The sequence below is a fragment of the Parasphingorhabdus sp. genome, from assembly GCF_048269865.1.
In the GTDB taxonomy this organism is placed as follows: domain Bacteria; phylum Pseudomonadota; class Alphaproteobacteria; order Sphingomonadales; family Sphingomonadaceae; genus Parasphingorhabdus.
In genome coordinates this window covers 387213-408034 of record NZ_JBLWUA010000001.1, presented here as the reverse complement: position 1 = coordinate 408034, position 20822 = coordinate 387213, and the positions used below count along the sequence as shown (strand labels likewise).

Annotated in this window: 19 protein-coding genes and 1 pseudogene; 9 read left to right on the top strand and 11 right to left on the bottom strand. The window is 58.1% G+C overall.

Features of this window, described 5'->3' with window-relative positions; translation table 11 throughout:
• The first annotated feature begins 92 nt into the window (after positions 1–92).
• The gene (gene lgt, locus ACN0WW_RS01930) at positions 93–959 is read left to right on the top strand and encodes a prolipoprotein diacylglyceryl transferase (protein WP_417608816.1); all 867 of its coding nucleotides are present in this window, start codon (positions 93–95) and stop codon (positions 957–959) included.
• Positions 952–2031: a class I SAM-dependent methyltransferase gene (locus ACN0WW_RS01925; RefSeq protein WP_417608814.1), complete on the top strand. Its 1080-nt coding sequence runs from the start codon at positions 952–954 to the stop codon at positions 2029–2031. The genes lgt and ACN0WW_RS01925 overlap by 8 nt, the downstream gene beginning before the upstream one ends.
• 15 nt (positions 2032–2046) lie before the next feature.
• On the opposite strand, the gene ACN0WW_RS01920 is transcribed toward ACN0WW_RS01925, so the two are convergent.
• From ACN0WW_RS01920 to ACN0WW_RS01905, 4 genes are all read right to left on the bottom strand, one after another.
• Positions 2047–2646: an ABC-type transport auxiliary lipoprotein family protein gene (locus ACN0WW_RS01920; RefSeq protein WP_417608812.1), complete on the bottom strand. Its 600-nt coding sequence runs from the start codon at positions 2644–2646 to the stop codon at positions 2047–2049.
• Positions 2647–2656: 10 nt separating this feature from the next.
• On the bottom strand, positions 2657–3604 hold the full coding sequence (locus tag ACN0WW_RS01915) for an MlaD family protein (RefSeq protein WP_417608810.1): 948 nt from the start codon (positions 3602–3604) through the stop codon (positions 2657–2659).
• A 65-nt stretch (positions 3605–3669) separates the two neighbouring features.
• Positions 3670–4485, bottom strand: coding sequence for an ABC transporter ATP-binding protein (locus tag ACN0WW_RS01910; RefSeq protein ID WP_417608808.1), 816 nt, complete (start codon positions 4483–4485; stop codon positions 3670–3672).
• Complete coding sequence (locus tag ACN0WW_RS01905; protein ID WP_417608806.1) at positions 4485–5597, bottom strand: MlaE family lipid ABC transporter permease subunit; 1113 nt, start codon at positions 5595–5597, stop codon at positions 4485–4487. Before ACN0WW_RS01905 ends, ACN0WW_RS01910 begins: the two co-directional genes overlap by 1 nt.
• A 116-nt stretch (positions 5598–5713) precedes the next feature.
• Here ACN0WW_RS01905 and ACN0WW_RS01900 point away from each other — a divergent pair, with 116 nt between their 5' ends.
• The 3 genes and pseudogenes from ACN0WW_RS01900 to ACN0WW_RS01890 all read left to right on the top strand — a co-directional run.
• Complete coding sequence (locus ACN0WW_RS01900) at positions 5714–6385, top strand: HAD family hydrolase (RefSeq protein WP_417608804.1); 672 nt, start codon at positions 5714–5716, stop codon at positions 6383–6385.
• Between the two features lie 55 nt (positions 6386–6440).
• Positions 6441–6647 carry a hypothetical protein gene (locus ACN0WW_RS01895; RefSeq protein WP_417608802.1) on the top strand — a complete coding sequence of 69 codons (207 nt, stop codon included), beginning with the start codon at positions 6441–6443 and terminating at the stop codon, positions 6645–6647.
• Positions 6648–6650: 3 nt separating this feature from the next.
• Positions 6651–6788, top strand: a pseudogene (locus tag ACN0WW_RS01890) (nucleoside-diphosphate kinase); the annotation flags it as partial.
• A 400-nt stretch (positions 6789–7188) separates the two neighbouring features.
• On the opposite strand, the gene ACN0WW_RS01885 reads toward ACN0WW_RS01890, so the two are convergent.
• Together ACN0WW_RS01885 and ACN0WW_RS01880 are read right to left on the bottom strand one after the other, a co-directional pair.
• Positions 7189–8019, bottom strand: a complete 831-nt coding sequence (locus ACN0WW_RS01885) for a hypothetical protein (protein ID WP_417608800.1) — start codon at positions 8017–8019, stop codon at positions 7189–7191.
• A gap of 156 nt (positions 8020–8175) precedes the next feature.
• Positions 8176–9840: an alpha/beta fold hydrolase gene (locus tag ACN0WW_RS01880; RefSeq protein ID WP_417608798.1), complete on the bottom strand. Its 1665-nt coding sequence runs from the start codon at positions 9838–9840 to the stop codon at positions 8176–8178.
• Positions 9841–10053: 213 nt separating this feature from the next.
• Here ACN0WW_RS01880 and ACN0WW_RS01875 point away from each other — a divergent pair, with 213 nt between their 5' ends.
• Entirely contained in the window at positions 10054–10434 is a 381-nt protein-coding gene (locus ACN0WW_RS01875; protein ID WP_417608796.1) for a hypothetical protein, read from the top strand.
• 41 nt (positions 10435–10475) lie between these two features.
• Here the strand turns inward: ACN0WW_RS01875 and ACN0WW_RS01870 are convergent, their stop codons facing one another.
• On the bottom strand, positions 10476–11318 hold the full coding sequence (locus ACN0WW_RS01870) for a helix-turn-helix domain-containing protein (RefSeq protein ID WP_417608794.1): 843 nt from the start codon (positions 11316–11318) through the stop codon (positions 10476–10478).
• A 273-nt stretch (positions 11319–11591) separates the two neighbouring features.
• On the opposite strand from ACN0WW_RS01870, the gene ACN0WW_RS01865 reads away from it, so the two are divergent.
• The 3 genes from ACN0WW_RS01865 to ACN0WW_RS01855 all read left to right on the top strand — a co-directional run bounded on the left by ACN0WW_RS01865 (position 11592) and on the right by ACN0WW_RS01855 (position 14429).
• A complete protein-coding gene (locus tag ACN0WW_RS01865; protein WP_417608792.1) occupies positions 11592–13334 on the top strand; it encodes a hypothetical protein in 1743 nt (580 codons plus the stop codon).
• Between the two features lie 14 nt (positions 13335–13348).
• Entirely contained in the window at positions 13349–13786 is a 438-nt protein-coding gene (locus ACN0WW_RS01860) for a hypothetical protein (RefSeq protein ID WP_417608790.1), read from the top strand.
• A gap of 79 nt (positions 13787–13865) precedes the next feature.
• Positions 13866–14429, top strand: coding sequence for a hypothetical protein (locus ACN0WW_RS01855; RefSeq protein ID WP_417608788.1), 564 nt, complete (start codon positions 13866–13868; stop codon positions 14427–14429).
• A gap of 70 nt (positions 14430–14499) precedes the next feature.
• On the opposite strand, the gene ACN0WW_RS01850 is transcribed toward ACN0WW_RS01855, so the two are convergent.
• The 4 genes from ACN0WW_RS01850 to pepN form a co-directional block, all read right to left on the bottom strand.
• On the bottom strand, positions 14500–15777 hold the full coding sequence (locus tag ACN0WW_RS01850; RefSeq protein WP_417608977.1) for a cystathionine gamma-synthase family protein: 1278 nt from the start codon (positions 15775–15777) through the stop codon (positions 14500–14502).
• A gap of 96 nt (positions 15778–15873) precedes the next feature.
• Positions 15874–17280, bottom strand: a complete 1407-nt coding sequence (locus tag ACN0WW_RS01845; RefSeq protein WP_417608786.1) for an SLC13 family permease — start codon at positions 17278–17280, stop codon at positions 15874–15876.
• Between the two features lie 96 nt (positions 17281–17376).
• Positions 17377–18138 (bottom strand): peptidoglycan editing factor PgeF, encoded by a 762-nt coding sequence (gene pgeF / locus ACN0WW_RS01840; RefSeq protein ID WP_417608784.1) that lies wholly within the window; start codon positions 18136–18138, stop codon positions 17377–17379.
• Entirely contained in the window at positions 18131–20728 is a 2598-nt protein-coding gene (pepN, locus tag ACN0WW_RS01835; protein ID WP_417608975.1) for an aminopeptidase N, read from the bottom strand. Before pepN ends, pgeF begins: the two co-directional genes overlap by 8 nt.
• Positions 20729–20822: the final 94 nt, after the last annotated feature.

The following is a 20822-nucleotide window of genomic DNA, read 5'->3' as shown; positions in this document are numbered from 1 at the left end:
CAGAGGTCGCCATTATTGAAGTCTCCCGTTGTTCCCTCTTGGTATAGGGGAATTTCCCTATATATGGACAGGAAACCACACGGGGAAAAGAGTTGATTGATATTATCTTGGCAAACGCGGCGCAATTCACGCGGTTTGAGGAGCTTGGCCTCTCTCCGAATGCGCTCGATCTGGGGTTTTTCCAGCTCAAATGGTATTCGCTGGCCTATCTTGCGGGCATTTTGATTGGCTACTGGTATTTGACCAAGCTGATTGCGCAACCCGGAGCGCCCATGGCCCGCCGCCACGCGGATGACATGATCTTCTGGGCCACGCTCGGCATCATCGTCGGTGGCCGGCTCGGCTATGTGTTTTTCTACAGCCCCGAGATATTGCAGGATCCGATCAGGATATTCCAAGTGTGGAAAGGCGGCATGTCCCTGCACGGAGGGACAATCGGTGTGGTGCTGGCCTTGTGGTGGACGGCGCGCCGGGAAAAGCTCAGTTTTCTTCGGATGTGCGACTATATCGCCTGCGTCATTCCCTTTGGGCTGTTTTTCGGTCGACTGGCCAATTTCGTCAATGGCGAGCTGTGGGGTCGGGCCACCGATGTGCCGTGGGCAATCGTGTTTCCGATGGGCGGCGAAGTCGCCCGCCATCCCAGTCAGCTTTATGAAGCGGGCCTGGAAGGCATTCTCTATTTCACCATATTGTCGCTGCTGTTCTGGAAGACCGATGCCCGCTATCAGCCCGGCAAACTCCTCGGTACCGGATTGCTGGTGTACGGTTTCAGCCGATTCACCGTCGAATTTTTCCGCCAGCCCGACGCCCAACTCACCTGGCTGGTTGAACAATCGGGCTTCAGCATGGGTCAGTGGCTGACCGTACCGATGATCCTTCTCGGTCTCTATCTGGTCGTCACGGCCAAAGGCCGACGGCAACGAGTGGAGCCGGTGGCTGGAGACAAGAGCGTTGCCTGACGGCGGCAAAGCAGACCTGTCCAGCGCAGCCCAGATAATTGCCGACAAGATTGATCGCGAAGGCCCCATTCCGCTCGGCGATTATATGGCGATCGCCAATCACCATTATTATGCCAGCAAGGATCCACTGGGCGAAGCCGGTGATTTTATCACGGCCCCGGAAATCAGCCAGATGTTCGGTGAGATTGTTGGTATCTGGCTGGCTGACTTGTGGCTGCGCAAGGGCTCTCCCGACCATTGCCACTATGTTGAACTGGGTCCCGGGCGTGGGACCCTGGCGCGCGACGCACTGCGCTCGATGCGCAAATTTGGCTGCATTCCTAAGGTCCATTTCGTCGAAAATAGCCCAATATTGAGGGGTAGGCAGAAACAACTCCACCCCGACGCAACATGGCATCAGGACATCGCCGAGTTGCCGCAAGACGGGCCGCTGTTGATCGTCGCCAATGAATTTTTCGACGCTCTGCCGATTGAGCAATTTGTTGCAACATCCGGCGGCTGGCGACAACAGATGGTCGTACGGGATCGCAGCACGTTCGCACCGGTTCCCAGCGCGCATCGTGCGGCGGATCAGATCAGCGGCAGCGCCAGTGGATTTCCGGACGGCACGATATTGGAGCGCTCACCCGTGAGCGTGGAATGGGCCGGAAACCTCGCCAATCGCTTGGCGAAACAGGGCGGCACCCTGCTGATTATCGATTATGGCTATACGAGGCCGGGGACGGGTAGCACCCTGCAGGCAGTGAAGAATCATGTGCCGGTCAGCCCGTTTGACAGTCCGGGTACATCGGACCTCACCGCGCATGTCGATTTCCATACGCTGGCCAACATTGCCCGCACGCGGATGCTGAATGTGAACGGCCCGGTGGGACAGGGACAGTGGCTCAAGGCATTGGGGATTGACCAGCGCGCCACGGCGCTGACGCGAGCGAGTTCGGAGCAGGCCGAGATGATCCAGGCAGCGCATCACCGGCTGACCCATCCGGACGAAATGGGCTCTTTGTTTCAGGTGATGGCGACGACCGCGATCGACTGGCCAGAACCGGAAGGGTTCAGCGACAAAGAAGAATAGCGTTTCGCAACAGGGCTAACCGACCCATTCAGCGACGTCGGCCGCGACCTTGTTGGCGGCCTTGTTCAGTGCTGTTCCGACAGGGCCGGCTTCGGCAGCATAGACGGATTCACTGGCCTCGAAGCGTTTCTTCTCGACCGGCTGGTCACCGCTCATCTTGACCGCATCATAGGTCACGGTCACGGTCAGGCTGGGACCGTCGAGACCGAAGTTTACCAGCTCACCGGTAAGATAGGTTTGTGCAAGCCCGCCAGCCTGCGTTCCGGTCAGCACCAGACGGCCATTTTTTGCGGCGATCGTTTCGCTCAGCAAATCCTGAAACAGGCGTGCCGGTTTGTCGACCCATACGGCGTCCTTCAGATAGGCGATGCCCGTACCACTCGTCTGCACAGGGACCCGGATGGTGTTCAGCTTTTGCGGCGCAGCCGGCAGGCCGACGACCAGCGAACCGGATTGCGGCCCGGTCTGCATCGCTCCCGCAGAAAGTTTTTGATCGGGAGACAGCGACAGCAGCGACGGTGGCGGTTCTGCGCCGCCGAAGCTGACGCAGGCAGCAAGCGCGCCCGTCGCGGCCAGCACGCTGACGGCTTTCAACAGTGGAAATATGCGCATCATATCTGCCCCTTCATTGTCCTGGCTCATAGTCGGGCAACGAAGGTGCCGACAGTAACGAGCCGGCGCCGCCCTGGTCCAGCCGTTCGGTCACGTTGGTCATGGATTTTGTAAGCGCCTGCATGTCTTCGACCAGCTGATCCACTTCCGGCAGCGTCTTGGTGGCCAGATGCTCGGTGGCCGGTTGTGCGTTCTTCAAGACACCTTCCAGAGCCCGAAGGCTCTTGTCGGCGGCGTCCAGGGTGCTCGCCAGATTTTTGGCCAGCGGCTGGCCATTGTTGGTGATAAGCTCGTTGGTGCTGTCAGCCACCAGAGAGAGCTTCTCTGCCGTCTGTCCCGCATTGCGGATGGCGATCCGTGCTTCTGTCATGAGCGCCTCTAGCTCGGGCGCCTGTTTCGCCAGAGTGCCGGTCAACTCGCTGGTATTGGCCAGAATTCCGCTGATCGATTTCTGGTTTTCGTCCGACAATAGCTGGGTCAGCCGATCGGTCAGAGTCGCCAGCCGTTCAACCACCAATGGCGCGCTATTGAGCAATTCTCCCAGCGCACCCGGCTTGGTTGGAATCACTGGCACCCCTTCGGGACCGCGATCGGTGATCGGCGGAGCTCCCTTTTTGGCACCGTCGAGTTGAATATTGGGTGGCGCGGTAAAGCTGACGCTCTGGATGGTCGCGGTGGTGCCCTCCAAAATCGGGGTGTCTTCACTGACCGCAATCCGGACCCGTACAAAATTCGGATCTTTCTTCCAGAGCTCTACCTTCAATACCTGTCCAGAAGGCACACCGGCAAAAGTAACTCCGGTTCCCGCGGCCAATCCGCCAACCGATTGGGAAAAGAAAATATCATATTGTTTGGTCTCGCCATCGCCAAAGCGGACGATCCAGACCAGAAAGGCAGCGACGAGGGCCAGCATCGCCAAAGTCACGGCACCGACAAGGATATGATTAGAGCGGGTTTCCATCTATTTCACCTCTATGACGGGCCGTGCCGTCACCTGCAACAATTCTCTGGCTTGTTTCACTCTTCTCATCCCAGCGACTTTTTGCCGGCGGATGCCATCCGGCCGCGCGGTCCGTTAAAATATTCCTGTATCCAGGGATGATCCAGCGCGAGCAGTTCGTCGATCGTGCCCACGGCGATCACGCGCTGATCCGCCAGCACCGCGACCCGGTCACAAATCGCGTGCAGCGTGTCGAGGTCATGGGTGATCAGGAACACCGTCAGGCCCAGGGTCTGCTGCAATTCCTTGGTCAGATTGTCGAACGCCGCGGCACCGATCGGATCCAGTCCGGCTGTCGGTTCATCGAGAAACAGCAATTCCGGATCAAGTGCCAGGGCACGGGCGATACCGGCTCGCTTGCGCATCCCGCCGGACAGTTCGGACGGATATTTTGGTGCCGCATCCGGCGGCAAGCCGGACAGACACACCTTATATTTGGCAACCTCGCGCCGGAACTCCCGGTCCATATCCGGATAGAACTCACGAATCGGCACCATCACATTTTCGGCGACGGTCAGCGTCGAAAACAGCGCTCCGCCCTGAAACAACACACCCCAGCGCTTGCGAATTTCTATCGTCTCGGATTCCGACTTGCCCAACAGCGGCTGGCCAAAGACCCTAATCTCGCCCTCATCCGGCGTCTGCAGCCCGATGATCGAGCGCATCAGCACCGATTTTCCGGTGCCGGAACCGCCGACCACGCCGATGATTTCGCCGCGGCGCACATCGAGATCGAGACCCTCGTGAACCACCTGCTCACCGAAGCTGTTCCGCAGGCCCTCCACACTGACAATTGGGCCCTCATAGTCGGGTTGATAATCGATCGTTTGCGAATCGGCCATCAGTTCCATCCAATCCAGGTGAAGAAGACGGCAAAAAAGGCGTCGAGCACGATTACGAGAAATATGGCCTGAACCACGGCGGCAGTTGTCCGCTGGCCGACATCCTCGGCATTGCCCTTGACCTGCATCCCCTGATAACAGCCAGTAATGGCGATGATCGCGCCGAATACCGGCGCCTTGACCAGTCCGACGTAGACATCGGTCAGCGGTACAACCTCTCGGATGCGCGAGAAAAAGGTGGCTGGCGGAATATCAAGCTGAGCCCAGCTCAGCAGACCCCCGCCGATGATCGCGACGATTGATGCATAGAAACCCAGCAAAGGCAGCATGAATACGGCAGCGATAAACCGGGGCAGCACCAGCGCTTCGACCGGCGAGACGCCAATCGTGCGCATCGCATCAATTTCCTCGGTGAGTTTCATCGTACCGATCTGCGCGGCAAAGGCCGATCCGGACCGCCCGGCCACCATGATCGCGGTCATCAACACGCCCAGTTCGCGCAACGTCAGCCGGCCAACGAGATTGACCGTGAACACTTCCGCACCGAATTGCCGCAACTGGACTGCGCCCTGCTGTGCAATCACCAGTCCGATCAGAAAGCTCATCAGTCCGACAATGCCCAGCGCTCGCACACCAACAACGTCGAAACGCTGGATCACCGCGTTCCACCGGATCTGCCCAGGATGCCGCAGCAAGCGGAAAAAGGCGACCATGATCGCGCCGAAAAAGCCGACCAGCCCCGACATGGTCTTGAAGGCTATGGTGGTTGCTTCGCCCACTTCGCTGACCACCCGGATGACGGGGTTAAGCGCCTGTGGCCGGATTTCGGTCGGCTGATCCGCTCCGGCAACGGCGGCGATCAGGCGTTCCGCATCGTCATTCGCACCGATAATTTCGGCCTCGGTATCGCGCGCGGTGCGATGGATCAGCCAAGCGCCAACCGTATCGATATAACCCGTTTCGGAAATATCCAGCCGGTCCACGTTGCCGTCATATTCTCTTAATCGCTCGGGCAGTTCGCCGACGCTGGCAATCGACAAGTCGCCGGAAAAGCGCAGCGTAACCGCTCCATCTTCGGCTGTCTCTTCGACAAAATCGCTGGGCATCGACATCACCTGACTAAGTGACCGAAATCGCAGCAAAGCTCAAGCGATTAAACGGCGCAAATATTTGGCGCTTTTGCTGGCATACTGTTAAGTACATGCGCAAACGGGGACTGCGGGACAGCATGCAGAAGATATCACTTTACGACATGGACCGCACGATTACGGTGCGCGGGACCTACACACCCTTCCTGTTTCACATGTTTTTGGCGCGCGAGCCCTGGCGTCTGATCTTGCTCCCGCTCTTGCCATTCGGCTTTATCGCTTATGGTCTCAGGCTGATCAGCCGGGGGCAGCTGAAAACCTTCAACCAGCGGATGTTGCTGGGCAGCGGACCGAAGCTGGCCGACTTGCAACCGGAGATTGAGCAGTTTGCCGACCATGTGCTGCGCTCCAACCGTCACCAGAAAGCGATTGACCAGATCGAAACGGATCGCGTCGCCGGGCGCACTCTGGTGCTGGTAACCGCCTCTTATGAACTCTATGCCGAGGCGATCGGCCGCCGCCTTCGTTTTGACCATGTGATCGGGACGCGCCTGGAAATCGATGACGAAGGCCGAGTACGACCGCGGATCGTCGGCGAAAATTGCTATGATATCGCCAAGATCGAGCGGATTGAGGCGCTGTTCGCCAAAGAGGGGTGGTTGCGCGCGGAAAGCCATGTTCGCGCTTATTCCGATCATGTCAGCGATCAGGCGATGCTGGAATTTGCCGACGAGGCCATTGCTACCACACCAACCCCGAAAATGCGCCTGCTGGCCGGAGAGCGGGGCTGGCCGATCGTCGACTGGCGCTGATCCGTCCGGCAGCGGGTCGTTGACAATGCAGCGGTTTCGTCGCTAGCGGCATGCCATGTCAATCATCGCCACCATCATGAACAGCGCCACCGGGCAGCCGATCCAGAAAATGACCTTTGGCCGGATGCCGAAGCCGTGGTCAGCCTTCACCCTGGAAAGCGGTGAACGGGTGACCGCGGAACGCGTCGATGTGGGCACCCCTGCGCACGGCAAGTTCGTGGCACCGGTATCAATCTGGGTAACCCCCAAAACCGGCGCCTGAGCGATGAGCGCGGCGTTCCGCAGAGAGGGCGACGACGAACATCTCGAGCCCAAATTTGAGCGTCCTATCCCGGTCGGCCCCAACCTGGTGACAGCGCGCGGCTTGCGATTGATCAAGGAGCGGGTCGCGGCGCTGCAGGCCGAGGTGGCAGCGACTGCGTGCGGTCGACCGCAAGCAATCGCTGCGACCGACTATTTTACGCAATATTTGCCCGACGATTTCAAGCCGTTTGCACAGCTGCCGCTTTTGACTTCAGCATAATCGCCCTTGTCACCCACACAGTAGTTGGATGACGATTTGAAACCCGCAGGGCAGGATCCGATTTTTTTGATCGCAACCGCTCCTGAACTCGATTGACAGGAACTGCCCGAGGATTTGAAACCGGTTGGACAGCTGCCATCCTTGGCGACTGTCGTGCTGCTGGACTGGGCAAATGCCGCCGGGACGGCAAGGCTGGAGAGGATAAGAGATGATAAAGCAATGGCGGTACGCATAGTGCGTCTCCTTCTCAAAAATTGGAAAAATAGAACCGGGCCCGTGCCTATCGGGCGGGTGCGCTCAGATATTCGAATGCGACCAGACTTTTGCCCGATCTCTTGTTATAATATTGGCAGTACAGCTTTTCCGTCCTTGCATCGCTGCGCTCGTTGAGGCGTGCCAGAAAACTGATGCCATATTTGCCGCGCTTTTTGCGATCCGCCGAATAGGCTGACGCGCGGGCACCATTGCTGCCGGTGGCGCAATCGCTGACTCCCTGATCGTTGCCGCAATGCAGTTTCATATGGGAATCGCTCAGATATTGATCGCTATTCCACGTCCAGTAGTCGGTCGTACCGGCACCGGGATTATCCGACTGGACGCATTGCCACGTCCAGTCACCGCCCCTGTCGAGAGCCTTGTATTTTTTCTCATCGACTTCGAAATAGAGAATTTCCTGTGGCTGCAATGATGGTGCGATACAGGATCCGGTCACCTTGCCCGACCGCCGGTTGATGAAGCCGGTGCGCTTCTCTTTGCTGAAGCCCTGCTGGAATGTATATTCTCCCAAATTGCCAACGGTAACGTTGGAGAGGGCGAGGCCGGTGCATTGCGTTTGCGATGTGAGGTTTGCCGACGGCGTCCCGAGCGTCGCAGAGCCGCTGCTGCCGCCACTGTTGCTGCCGATCTTTATTCTCTTGCCTTTTTGCCCGCGGAGCGCGTTGTCAATCGCCTGCTCCGCTTCTTCCACAGCCCGTTTCTCGGCCTTGCGCTTGGTTTTCTTTGCCTCTTTCTTGAGCGCGTTGCCCAAGCCGCCAAACTGGGCCTGTGCGGCACCGCTGCTGATCAGCGAAACAGCAAATAGGGCCGCAACAGCCGGTTTCGAAAATTTCATCGTTGATCTCCATTTCAGTCAGCGGGCGACTAATGGAGCGGCGACGGGTTTAGAATATACCATATGGTACAATTTGGCGGATTATATGGAAAAAATATGCGCTAGCCGAGGCGGCAAATCAAGTTGGGTTACAAACGGCGCGGGCTGGCGACTGACTCAAGCTGTCCCGATATTGGCGGCCTCTTTGAATATCTGTTCCGGCACCTGCTGAATCGCCAGGCTTCCGACATCCGGTAACGGCCCAATCAAATTGAAATCATATCGGTCACAAAATTGCTCAACCAGGTGCGGAGGGGCCAGCCGGTCTTCCGCGCCACCGATCAGCGTCACGGGCACTTGCAGATCACGGCACCATTTCGACCAGTCGCTGGCGGTCAGGATCGCCTGCTGCGCGGTGGATTCATAACCATCCTGAAAGGTCCGTTTCATCGATCGCTGCATCAGTTCCGCAACGTCGGGCCGGTTCAGCGTTTTCATATCTGCTGCGCTGTCGCCATAAATGCTCTGGAAATAGGCCATGCTTTTGCCGCGCCGGACCATGGTCGATACCGCCGCAAAATACAGCCGCACGAAGGACGGTGCAATGCGCGCCAGCCGCAGCGGCGCGCGATAGCCGAGCGCCAGATGCGAGAAATCATTGGCATCATCCGCGGGCAAAACCGTACCGGCCATCACCAGCCCGCGAAACCGATCGGGATGCGACCGAACCGCCGCCATGCCATAGGGAGCGGCGACTCTGGCCGAAACGATGGCACAATTCTCGATGCCCAGATGATCGAGCAAACAGACCAGCCGCTCGACAAATTCATCGACCACCGCCAGACCGCTGCTGGCCATCTTGCTGCCCGCGTAAAACGGCAGCCACGGCGCAATGACGCGCAAGTTTTGCTTTGCCGCCGCGTCCTGTTGCCGCGCGGTCAGGTAAGCGCCATCTATCGTTGCATGAAGATACAGCACCGGCTTCGCTGCCGGATCACCATAGACTTCAAACGGCAGATCGCTGCCATCCTGCAACCTCAGTTTCTCACTGGATCCTGCGGGAACGAGTTGTTTGTCCTTCAACTCCGCCGTCGCAAAGGCATTGCTGAACCCGGCATACAGCGCGATGAGCTCGGTTTGCGAACCGATACCGAGCTTGCGAAGCAGCGCCTTGAGCTGATTTCGTGCGGTCCCCAACGCGCGCTTTCGTTGCTCGGCAAATTCAAGGACCGACTGTCCGTTGATCAGATGTTTCGCGAGCTGCTGTTCCGTTGCGGTGAGCTCGAGTGACCGCGCAAACGCGCTGCCGATGACTGCATTCCAGCGCAGCCGCATCACGCGAAATGCCAGTTCCCGACCGCCGGTGCCGGCGACCTGCGCGGCGAACAGCACACCCCTGTCGTCCTGCGGATCCATATAGAGGCGAACGATCGCGGGGTTGGCCTTGCCCTGCCCCTGGACAAGCTTTTCCACCTGGCCATAGGCTTCACCATCCATGCCAAATAACCAGTCGGGTATCGGTTCGCCGACTTTCACTTCCGTGCTTTTGAACAGCTGCTGGTCGACGCTCAGCACCGTCATTGAAATGCTGAGCAAAAGGTCTGGCGGGCCCAAGCGGTCACTCTTCCCTTTGAGGTCGCGGGCATAGGTCGAAAAATCATCGCCGACACTGGGATCTATTTCGGCGAGCAACTCGGTAGCGTTGGCGAAATGCGGCTGAAGAGCGCCCTCGTCTTCCGCAGCCGGATTCTGCAGCAGCGTCAGCAATTTCATTACCCGTTCCGGTTGCGCTGCAATCGCATAGGCATCGCGGATCATGGGATCTAGAGAATCAGACTTCATGGAGTGATGACTATATAAGGATCCAGTGCGCGGAAAGTAACTCGCGATATTTTTATCCGTCTCTCAATTGGTTGTACGACACGAGCCCGCTAGGCGCTTTTGGCGCCCAAGCTTATGTGGTGACGATCCGTGTTGATTCCTGCCGGCAATGCACCGCCAAAGCCGGCACACTTCGCTATTTACGATCAGCCACTCCGGTCATAAAGTGATGGGATGATCCTTTCTTTCGCCCTTGCGATCCTGGCGGCTGGACAAACGCCCCAAGCCTTTACCGCACAGCAGTCGCAAGACATTGGCTGTGCAGCTGTCCTGTCGATCATCGCAGAAGAACAACGACGCAATGCGCCGGGAGCGACCGACTATCCTGACGTCCGGCAAACAGCCGCCCGCTGGACCACTCTTGTCATGGATCGCATTGCCAAGGAAACGAAGCAGTCGACCGAAACGGTCCGTACGGCGATCTGGGACGCGGTGATGGCGGAACAGGAAGCGGTTCGCGACCTTGCCGATCCAAAAGCGTATGTCGACAAACGAATGGCGGCCTGTCTACCGCTGATGAGGGCCGACCTGCTGGCTCAGACGCACGAGCAATAAGCCTGGCGCATTTTGCATCGGCCAAGGATCGGCGGTTTTGGCTAGCCTATCAAGCTGAACGGTGATTCATGGTCGATTTGCAGGCGTTGCTGCAACGTCAGGCGGACCAATATATGCGCGCCCTTAATGAATTCGCTCGGGGTCCTGCCGTTAAACTGCTTGAACTCGCGGATGAAATGGGACTGGTCGGAATAGGCCGTTGTCGCGATGTCCTGCCAGTCGGTCAAATCCTGCCAGGTGAGCCGGTTGGCCGAATGCAGAGCGCGAAATTTTCGATGCAGAAGCTTTGGCGCGCTGCCAAAATATTTTTTGCACAATCGCTCGATCTGGCGGGGGGACCGGCTCATTTCCGACAGCAGGACGGCCAGCTCATTTGGGTCGGGCGACGTAATCCAGGAAGTGACCTGGTCCAGGAAAGCTTCGTCCACGCGTTTTTCGGGATCAACCATGGCAGCAAATAACCGGTCCGCTGCCTTGGCTCGCTGCATTTCCTCGGTCGCGTCAAATATGTCGGTCACAAGCGGCAGGACCGATGGCGCGATATAGGGGGCCAGCGGTACAAGCCTGTTTGCCAGCTGGTCGGCGTCGACGTCAAATAACCGTGCCCAGCCCAAGGGTGTGATCGCCGCGCCAAAGACCTGTGTCCCCGGTTCAAATCCGACATTGCTCCATTGATAGGTAGGACCGCACAACAAGGTATCACCAGCGCCATATTGTTCGTCAACGCCATTGAGGTTGGTTGAGACCCGGCCCCGGATGACGAAGCGCAAGTTGGCGATTTCAGCCCGCATGATATCGGAAACATGCTCATCAACCGTGAGATTATAATAGCTGCTTACCAGCTTGCTGATGTCTGATTGCGGCCGAAAATACTCAAATTGCACCGGGATTATCATCCTCGAAATAATCCGTCAGGATGGCGACTTTATTCAATCCACGGGTGAAAAGCCAGCGCATAAGTATCGACAGAATCCTAACAAAGTTGATCAGACTATTCATAAGCGAGTGTTAGAGCGACCATGACACTATATTACAAGAAACCGCAGTATGGTGATTTGAGGTACGCCAATCCACGGACTGGCCTTGAAATATTGTCCTTCAGATTTCTCCTCACTTTTATCATATGTTCGACTTGGCTTTTCGTAGCCGCCAATCCTGTGCTTGCGAAGGATCACAACGTCCCGCGCGCGGAAGAGGGCTATGCGAATTCCGCGCTGTCCGATGGCAAACAAAACTATCCTATCGAGCTGTACGGGGTTTCGCGCGACTGGGACGCGCAATGCCGCAAGGGAAGTGCAGCCCAGTGTATTCGGCTTGCCGAAGCCTTCGAAGAGGGGCTGGGAGCGCTCGCCCGGGACAACCGGGCCGCGCTCGGCTATTATCTGATGGCATGCGAGAAAGGATCGGCAAGCGGCTGCAGCACGTCCGCGTCGATGCTCTTTGACGGTGATGTCGGCCACCGCAACGACAAGCTGGCGGCGAAGAACGCGCAATATGGCTGCGAAAGCCTGAACGACCAACGCAATTGCGCGATCCTGGGATACGCGCAAAAACGCGGACTTGGCGTTGCCCAAAACGAAGCCGGCGCTTTTGCCCGCTGGGATCGCGCGTGTCAGTCGGGAGCTGACCTGGGATGCGAATTCAAGGCCTATTCGCTGTTCAACGAATATAAGGATGCGGCAACCGGCCAACAGGCAGTCGCCCTGTTTCAGACCGCCTGCGACCAGCAGCTCGCCTGGGGCTGCGCCGGGCTTTCCTTCGCCTATGAACAAGGTCGGGGCGTCGGCAAGGATGATGCGAAATCTTTCACCATGGCGCAGAAAGCCTGTGTTGAGGGCAAGGGTGATACGCATCTCGCCTGCATTCAATATGGCGATGCCTTGTTCGACAGCAGGCAGGCGGACAATGTTGCGAAGGGTGTCAAATTCCTGTTCACCGGATGCCAGGGCGGCAACGCCTATGCCTGCAACAGGCTGGGCCAGTCTGCAGTGTTTAATCCGCGCTCAGGGCAAAATACCAACATGACGGAAGGTCTACATTTTCTGCGCATGGCCTGCGATATGGATTATGCAGTCGCATGCGATGGGCTTGGCCAAGCCCATCTTGACGGCAAGGGGAACCTGGACGGGCATCCCGGCATCACCTTTGCGCTGTGGGAGAAGGCTTGCAAACTTGGCCGTCAGGAGACGTGCAAAGCGTGGCGCGCGCTTGGTGATGAAAATGCATTTCGCGCCACCGTTCCGCCGATCGATCCTGCGCTGCCGGCGAAGGTGCAAATCGCTCAGGCCCTCGCCAAGAAAAAACAGGGCGATGCCAGGACCGCATGGTTCACGCTTCGCGATCTGATGTACGAAGGCAATGATGACGCCGAATGGCTGGTTGGAAGCTGGCTGTATTATGGGGTTCCGGGTCTGGTGGACGCCAACAAGGCTAGCGGCCTGATAGCAATCGAGAATGCCGCTTCGGTCGGCCAGCCTGATGCGATGAAGTGGCTGGCTTATGCCTATTGGGACGGCGTCGCGGTTCCGCAGGATCGGCAAAAAGCGAAAAACTATATGGCCTATCTTGCGGTGCGCGGCGACCGCGAAGCCGAAGCCGTGTGGCGGAGTATGGATGCAGAAGGTGCAAGGAAAGCTTATGCGCGGCGGCAGGCAGAGTTTGCCGCGTTGATGGAACGGCTCGCCAAGATACAGGCGCGGCAATATGCCCGAGCGAGCGCCTATACCAGTTCCTCTTCCGGATCATCCTATTCCAGCCGGTCGTCGAGCAGCTATTCCGGCTCCTCTTCGTCCAGCCTGTCCGACTCTCTCGCCAGAATCCGGTCCAACAACGACTATTATGCAGCGAATGTTTCCCGTGCCCAAGGGCGATCCTGCCCGATCGGCAACAGCTATTGTTAGGAGGAGTACGAGTAATGACCAATAAAATGAAACGGATGGTCCGCAATATCGGCCAGAATGAAAAGGCAAAGGTCACGCGATCGGCAGCGGGCGCGATGCTCGGTCTCGCCTTGGTAGCAATTCCGGTCGCCGCTCAGGCCGAAGAGGCGGCCATGCCTAAGTATAAGCAAGCGATAGCCTGCTCCGGATATTATACGACATTGCACAGCTACATGGCCCGGAAAAACCCGGGAGCCGACCAGACGCTGCAATATAAAGGCTTTGCGTCCGACTGGTTGAAACTTGCCGCGCTGCTGAGAGATCCGAATGACGATCTCGAGAAGGACTTCATTGCGAAGCAGGAAGACGCAAACACACTTATTATGGATGATAACCGCAAATCCGAGCTGGCACAGGTGCAGAACTATTGCATGACCAATGGAATAGCCCGCTTCAAATGGGATCAAAAATAGGGGCCAATGAGCTCCTCGCTCGTACATATCGCGCCGACACCAACCGGCTCGGTTCCGGAGTTAGAAAGACAGTATAGGAATGGACAATATTATGGAAAATCCAGGCAAGGCGATGATCGCAGCCGCATTATTGGTTGGTCTGGCGGGTCCTGCGGTAGCGCAGAACCGCACCACGATACCCGATTTTTCCTATAGTGAAGGCGTCAAGCGGGGCGACTGCAAGATCGCATTTCGGTCCAGGGATGATGAGACCATGGTCGATTTTGGTCTCGGCATCATGGACTCGATATTCAGCGTCGAGGTGCTGCGAAACAGGTGGGATATTGTGGATGACAAGGATACCAATATCACAGACATACCCCTGACCCTGACTTTTCAGAACGGTCAGACGACTTCATCGGAGTTTGGCGGGTATAAAAACGGTTTTTATCAGGGCGTGTGGGCTATGTGGCACGGCAAGGACAGCGATCCGGCGCAGTCGCAGCGCGGTCTGGAACGGTTGATGGAAGCGAGCTCGGCTACAGTTTCCTTCGACAACAAAACTATTGCCGAAGTGAATTTGGGACCGAGCGGCTTCGCCGCCAACAAACTGCTCGACTGCGCTATTGCCGAGCGGAAGAAGCGCGAGAACCCGGCTAACTAGGCCAGATCGCCTCCTCCGGCCCGCTTTCTAACCCCGTGGTATTTCGCGTCTTTCCCTGCGCTCGCTCCGCTCAAACCGCGGCCAGCGCCTGATCGAAATCGGCGATCAGATCGTCCGGATCTTCCACGCCGATCGATATGCGCACCAGATTGTCGGTGATGCCAAGGGCCGCCCTGCGTTCGTCGGGAACCGAGAGATGAGTCATCGCGGCGGGCAGGCTCGCCAGGGTTTCGGTACCGCCAAGACTGACCGCGAGCTTGGCGATCTTCATCGTGTCGAGGAAGCGGAAGGCCTCTGCCTCGCCGCCCTTGATAAAGACCGAGAAGGTCGAACCGGCGCCGCTGCAATGCCGGCGGTATATGTCCTTCTGCCGGTCATCCTCGATGAAGCCGAGATAGCCCAGCCCGTCGACCTTCGGATGGTCGCGCAGAAACGCGCAGACTTTTTCGGCATTTTCACCAGCCCGGGTCATGCGCAGTTCCAGTGTCTCGAGGCTGCGCATCAGCATCCAGGCGGTGTTGGGATCGCAAATCGTACCAATGGTGTTCCGGATCGCACGGATCGGATCCATATGGGCCTTGCTGCCGAGTACACCGCCGGCAACCAGATCGCTGTGGCCGCCGACATATTTGGTCAGGCTGTAGATAACGATATCCGCACCATGTTTGAGCGGTTGCTGCCAGAGCGGCCCGAGAAACGTGTTGTCGATGGCGATTGGCGGCGCGCCTTCATCACCAAAAACCTGTTTACGGGCGTCGGCGACGCCTTCGATATCGACCAGCGCGTTGGTCGGGTTCGCCGGGCTTTCCAGATAGATGATCGCCACCTTGCCGCCATTGGCTGCAGCCTGCGCCTTGGCCTGTTCCAGCATCACCGCAACTTCAGACGGAGCAGCACCAGCAGGAAAATCCATGAAGGTCACGCCGAAGCGGCCCAGTATCTTGTTGATCAGCGTTTCGGTCGCAGCATAGAGTGGGCCGCTGTGCACGACCACGTCGCCCTGATTGACATTGGCGAGCAATACCGTGGTGATCGCCGACATGCCGCTGGAGAAAACAAGCGCGTCTTCCGCCTCGTCCCAGACGCTCAGCCGGTCTTCGAGAATTTCCTGATTGGGACCGTTGAAGCGCGAATAGACCAGTCCGTCGGAGCCGCCCGGCCGTTTGCCGGTGATACCTTCGAAAAAGCGTTTGCCGGCAGCGGCATTTTCAAAAGCGAAGGTCGAGGTGAGAAAAATGGGCGGCTTGAGCGATCCTTCCGAAAGCTCGGGATCATAGCCGTGGCCCATCATCAACGTCGCCGGCTTCAGCTTGCGACCGCCAATTTTCTCGATCGGCGTCTTCGGCATCCGGCGGGTGACTGGAATTCCTGCGACGTCTTCATCACGTTCGGACATAATCTTCTCTCTGCTCTTTCAAATCTCGGTAAAACAATGAACCAAAAGCTATGTGGTTACAACCGCAACCATCCAGATACAGCCGATAATTATCGGAATACCCGCCAGATCGAGCAGGAAACCCGACTTCAGCATTTTGGGTAGCTCGATATGACCGGTCGACCAGGCAATCGCATTCGGTCCGGTTCCGCTCGGCAGCATGAACCCCCAGCTGGCGGCCATGGCGGCGGGCACGGCGAGCAGCACCGGGTCCACGCCAGTCGCCAGGATCAGGCTGGCAACCACCGGCATCACACCGCTGGCGGTCGCGACATTGGACGCGAATTCCGTGATCAGGATAACCAGCGCAACGAGCGCGATGGCGATGATAAGCACCGGCACGGTTTTGAGCGGTTCCAGCATCAACCCGAGCCAGTCGGCCAGACCGGATTCGATGATCCCGGCAGCCAGCGCGAGACCACCACCAAACATCATGATCACACCCCATGGCGCGCGATCCGCCTCGTCCCAGTTCAGCAGCTTCCGCCCGGTACCATCGGGCAGCATGAACAACAGCAAGCCGCCGAAAATCGCGACGCTGCCGTCGTGCAGCGCGCCGTCGGGGAAATAGCCCTTGATCTCCGGCAGCAGCAGCCAGCCGAGCACAACGATCGCTACAACCGGAACCAGTCGCTTTTCCGGTATGCTCCAGGGTCCCGGGGATCCGATCACATCCCGGGCCTTGACCCCGTCAAAGCTGTGCTTTCCGACCTTTTGCACCACGATCAATATCCCGGCCAGGACCGGAATCCCGACGATCACGATCGGCAGACCGAATTTGAGCCAGTCGAGAAAATCAATCTGCATGCCAAGAGTCTTGTTGATCAGGCCAACGGCAATCGCGTTGGTCGGGCTGCCGACCAGCGTGCCCAGGCCGCCAATCGATGCCGCAAAGGCAACGCCCATAATCAGCGCCCCGGCAAAGCCTTCGGTTTCCTTTTCCTGTACGCCGCCAGCGACCAGCACAGCCACCGCGATCGGCACCATGATCAGGGTAGAAGAGGTGTTGGAGATCAGCATGCTGAGCAAGGCCGTCGCGATCATGAAGGCGAACAATATGCCCCAGGCGCTTTTGCCGGCCAGACCGATGATCGCCAGCGCCAGCCGCTTGTGCAACCCGACCCGCTCAATTGCCAGCGCCAGAAAGGCGCCGCCGAGGATCAGGAACAGGATCGGTGAATAATATTCGCTGGCGGTTTCGGCCGCAGTCATCACATTCATCGTCGGCAAGGCCAGAAAGGGCAGCAGGGCGGTCGCAGTGAGCGGAATCGCCTGAGTCATCCACCATATCGCCATCAGGATTGTCAGTGCCGCAACCTTCCAGGCTTCGGGACTCATCGCTTGCGGCGTAGGCAGCAAAAGCATTGTGATGAATATGGCGAGCCCCGCCCATAGTCCGATGCGCTGTGCGTTCATGCCCTCTCCTGCCCCTCTGTCAAACCGGCCGGCCGTTCTGTGAAGCCAGATTGGTTCGGCACCCAGCCTTCGCTGGCGTGCCTGTAGAAATCAACGTTATTCCGCAAGGCCGATGAGCGAAATCTGCCGACCATAGCCCGGTTCATCGCGATGGCAGGACCGGCGATAACTGAAATAGCGGTCTTCGAGCGCATAAGTGTCGAGACCGAGCTTTTCGATTTTGCTCACGCCAGCCGCCGCCAGCCGTGCCGCGACATAGGCTTCGATATCAAACTGAAAATGGCCGGGTTTTCCAGCCGCAAAGAAGCGGTCATTAGCCGCGTCCGCTTGGAGGAATTGACGGCGAAAGCCTGCGTCCACTTCATAGCTGGGTTGCGCAATACAGGGACCGATGGCGCATGCGATATGCTCTCGATGGGCACCAAGGGTTTCCATCGACGTGACCACATTGTCGGTCACCCCTGCAATTGCACCCTTCCAGCCGGCATGGGCGGCACCGATGACATGCGCGACCGGATCGTGGAACAGCACCGGCACACAATCAGCGGTTAATATCCCGAGTAACAGATTCGGCTGATCGGTCACCATTGCATCGGCCTGCGGGCGATCACCCGGCGACTGCGGGCCGGTGACCGTGACCACCTCGGCGCTGTGGATCTGATAGACGGTGACAAGTTCGCTGCCGGGCAGCACACCCTCTTTCGCTCGCCGGCGGTTTTCGATGATGGTATCCCGATCATCATCGCTGCCCAGACCGACATTCAGTCCGGCATATATACCCTCCGACACGCCCCCTGCCCGGCCCAGAAAACCGTGCGCTGCTCCATCGAGCAAGGCAGAGGTCGTGATATCAAGCAAGGCTTTTATGGACCTGTTCCGCAACATCCTTGGACAGATCTGGTTGCGCCGCGATTTTCTCCAGTGCCAGCCGCATCAGTTCCGACCGCCCGCGTTCATAGCGCCGCCAGCGGCCAAGCGCGGGGATGAAACGCGCTGCGGTTTGCGGGTTCTGTTTATCCAGCCTGATCACCATGTCGGCGATGATCTGATAACCCTTGCCCGACGGGTCGTGGAAGCGGACCTGATTGCCGGTGAAGGCACCATAGAGCGCGCGTACGCGATTGGGGTTCGACATGGTAAAGTCGGGATGACGCGACAGGCTGTCGACGCGTTTTAGCGTATCACCGCGCAGCGACATCGCCTGCAAGCTGAACCATTTATCCAGTACCAGCGGATTGCCCTTGAACCGCCTGTAGAAATCTTCAAAGGCGGCCGTCCGCTCTTCGGCCTCGAGATGGGACAAGACGCCGAGCGCGCCCTGCATCGCGGTCATATTGTCGGCTTCACGATATTGGTCAAAGGCGGTCTCGGCGGCAGTCTCGGTGAAAGAGGCAGCCAGATAGCCCAAAGTCACGTTGCGCAATTTGCGCTTTGCCCGCGCTTCGGCGTCGAGCGAAAATTCGCCCGGCGCGCAGGACTTGTAGAGCTTGCGAAATTGCTTTTCGAACTGGACGCCGATTTTGCCGCGCAGCTTTTCGCGCTCATCGTGGATCGCCTGCGGATCGACTTCGGCCATTTGATCGCCCAAAAATGCTTCGCTTGGCAGCAGAATGAGCTCGGCCAGAAATGCGGGATCCAGCGCCGGATCGGCCAATATCTTGGCGATTGCCAGCAGGATGATATCGCGGTCAACCGGCGTGCCCGAGACCTTTGCGGTCAAATAGTTGGTCATCAGCTGCTGCATCGCCTCGAACCGGGCGAAGGGATCGTCGTCATGCGCGGACAGGAACGCCAGTTGATCGGCGCTCTGGTTGCTTTGCAGGATGATCGGTGCGGAGAAGCCGCGGTTGATCGACAGCACCGGATGGTCCGTGTGGCCGTCAAAGGTGAAGCTTTTTTCCGGCTGGTCGAGCAGCAGCAACTGCTCGCCCTCATGATCGCCGGTTGCCGGATCGAGCAACGCCGTGCGCAACGGAATGAGCAGCTCCGATGCTTTTGGCATCTCGCCATTCTGGGCGATTTTCTGCGTCAGGTGCAGCGTCGCGGTGCCGGTTTGCGGGTCATGCGAGAGCTTCGCCGAAACTCTTGGCGTGCCGGGCGTTTCATACCATTTGCGGAACTGGGTCAGATCGATCGAGCCACCGTCTTCCATCGCGGTGACGAAATCCTCGCAGGTCGCGGCTTCACCGTCATGCCGGTCGAAATAAAGGTCGGTGCCCTTGCGGAAATTGTCCGGGCCCATCAGCGTATTCATCATCCGGATCACTTCCGCGCCCTTGTTGTAGACGGTGGCCGTGTAAAAGTTGGAGATTTCCTGATAGCTTTCCGGACGGATCGGATGGGCCAACGGCCCGGCATCTTCGGGGAATTGCGCGGCGCGCAATATGCGCACATCCTCGATCCGCTTGAGCGCGGCAGAGCCCATGTCGGCGGAAAAGCTCTGGTCGCGGTAAACGGTGAAGCCTTCTTTCAGACTGAGCTGGAACCAGTCGCGGCACGTCACACGGTTGCCAGACCAATTGTGAAAATATTCGTGCGCGACGACGCCTTCAATCCCGTCGAAATCGGCATCGGTTGCGACTTCCGGATCAGCGAGAATATAGCGGGAATTGAAAATATTCAGCCCCTTGTTCTCCATCGCTCCCATGTTGAAGTCGCTGACCGCCACGATGTTGAACAGGCCGAGATCATATTCGCGGCCATACGTCTCTTCGTCCCAGCGCATCGAGTCCTTGAGCGCTTTCATCGCATGGCCAGTCCGGTCAAGATCGCCGTCGCGCACCCAGATATTGAGCTCGACCGGCTTGCCGGAACGGGTGGTGAAGCTGTCATTATTGGCGACCAGATCACCGGCGACCAGCGCGAACAGATAACTTGGCTTTAGCCACGGATCATTCCACTGGACCCAGTGACGGCCGTTTTCGCCTTCGCCTTCGGCGATCTTGTCGCCGTTGCACAGCAGCACCGGGAATTTCGCCTTGTTCGCTTCCATACGGACCTGATAGCGGCTCAGTACGTCGGGCCGGTCGGGGGCGAAGGTGATCCGGCGAAAGCCTTCGGCCTCGCACTGGGTGCAGAGCATGTCATTGGAGGCATAGAGGCCCATCAGCTGCGTATTGGTCGAGGGATCCAGCTCGACCTCGATCTCAACCACATGCGATGCGCCGCTCAACGGCAGGACCAGCGCACCATCAACCAATTTCCAGTCGGTCCGGGTTTCGCCGTCCACCTTCACCGAAGCCGGCGTGATATCGTCGCCTTGCAGCACCAGGGGCTCGTCCGGCTTTGCGCTTTTCGAGCGCCGGACATCAAGCTTGGAGCGTACTATAGTCCGGGTTAGATCGAGATCGAAGTCGAGTTCCATTTCCGGAATGAACCAGGCAGGCGGGCGATAATCCTCTCGGCGGATCGTTGCCGGGTCCTGCGGGGCTGGCGCGGCATCGGCCATTTCGTCATTCGGAGCTTTTTGAATATCTAACATGGTCTTGCCATAAGAGCCATTTGCACCCCGCGCAATTGCGTTTATGGATTGGGAAAAGGGA

Coding starts and splice junctions, on each gene's coding strand:
- pepN (WP_417608975.1), bottom strand. CDS start 20,728: ATGGCCGATGCCGCGCCAGCCCCGCAGGACCCGGCAACGATCCGCCGA.
- ACN0WW_RS01850 (WP_417608977.1), bottom strand. CDS start 15,777: ATGCCGAAGACGCCGATCGAGAAAATTGGCGGTCGCAAGCTGAAGCCG.
- ACN0WW_RS01900 (WP_417608804.1), top strand. CDS start 5,714: ATGCAGAAGATATCACTTTACGACATGGACCGCACGATTACGGTGCGC.
- ACN0WW_RS01905 (WP_417608806.1), bottom strand. CDS start 5,597: ATGTCGATGCCCAGCGATTTTGTCGAAGAGACAGCCGAAGATGGAGCG.
- ACN0WW_RS01875 (WP_417608796.1), top strand. CDS start 10,054: ATGATCCTTTCTTTCGCCCTTGCGATCCTGGCGGCTGGACAAACGCCC.
- ACN0WW_RS01895 (WP_417608802.1), top strand. CDS start 6,441: ATGTCAATCATCGCCACCATCATGAACAGCGCCACCGGGCAGCCGATC.
- ACN0WW_RS01910 (WP_417608808.1), bottom strand. CDS start 4,485: ATGGCCGATTCGCAAACGATCGATTATCAACCCGACTATGAGGGCCCA.
- ACN0WW_RS01860 (WP_417608790.1), top strand. CDS start 13,349: ATGACCAATAAAATGAAACGGATGGTCCGCAATATCGGCCAGAATGAA.
- ACN0WW_RS01845 (WP_417608786.1), bottom strand. CDS start 17,280: ATGAACGCACAGCGCATCGGACTATGGGCGGGGCTCGCCATATTCATC.
- ACN0WW_RS01920 (WP_417608812.1), bottom strand. CDS start 2,646: ATGATGCGCATATTTCCACTGTTGAAAGCCGTCAGCGTGCTGGCCGCG.
- ACN0WW_RS01915 (WP_417608810.1), bottom strand. CDS start 3,604: ATGGAAACCCGCTCTAATCATATCCTTGTCGGTGCCGTGACTTTGGCG.
- ACN0WW_RS01885 (WP_417608800.1), bottom strand. CDS start 8,019: ATGAAATTTTCGAAACCGGCTGTTGCGGCCCTATTTGCTGTTTCGCTG.
- ACN0WW_RS01855 (WP_417608788.1), top strand. CDS start 13,866: ATGGACAATATTATGGAAAATCCAGGCAAGGCGATGATCGCAGCCGCA.
- ACN0WW_RS01880 (WP_417608798.1), bottom strand. CDS start 9,840: ATGAAGTCTGATTCTCTAGATCCCATGATCCGCGATGCCTATGCGATT.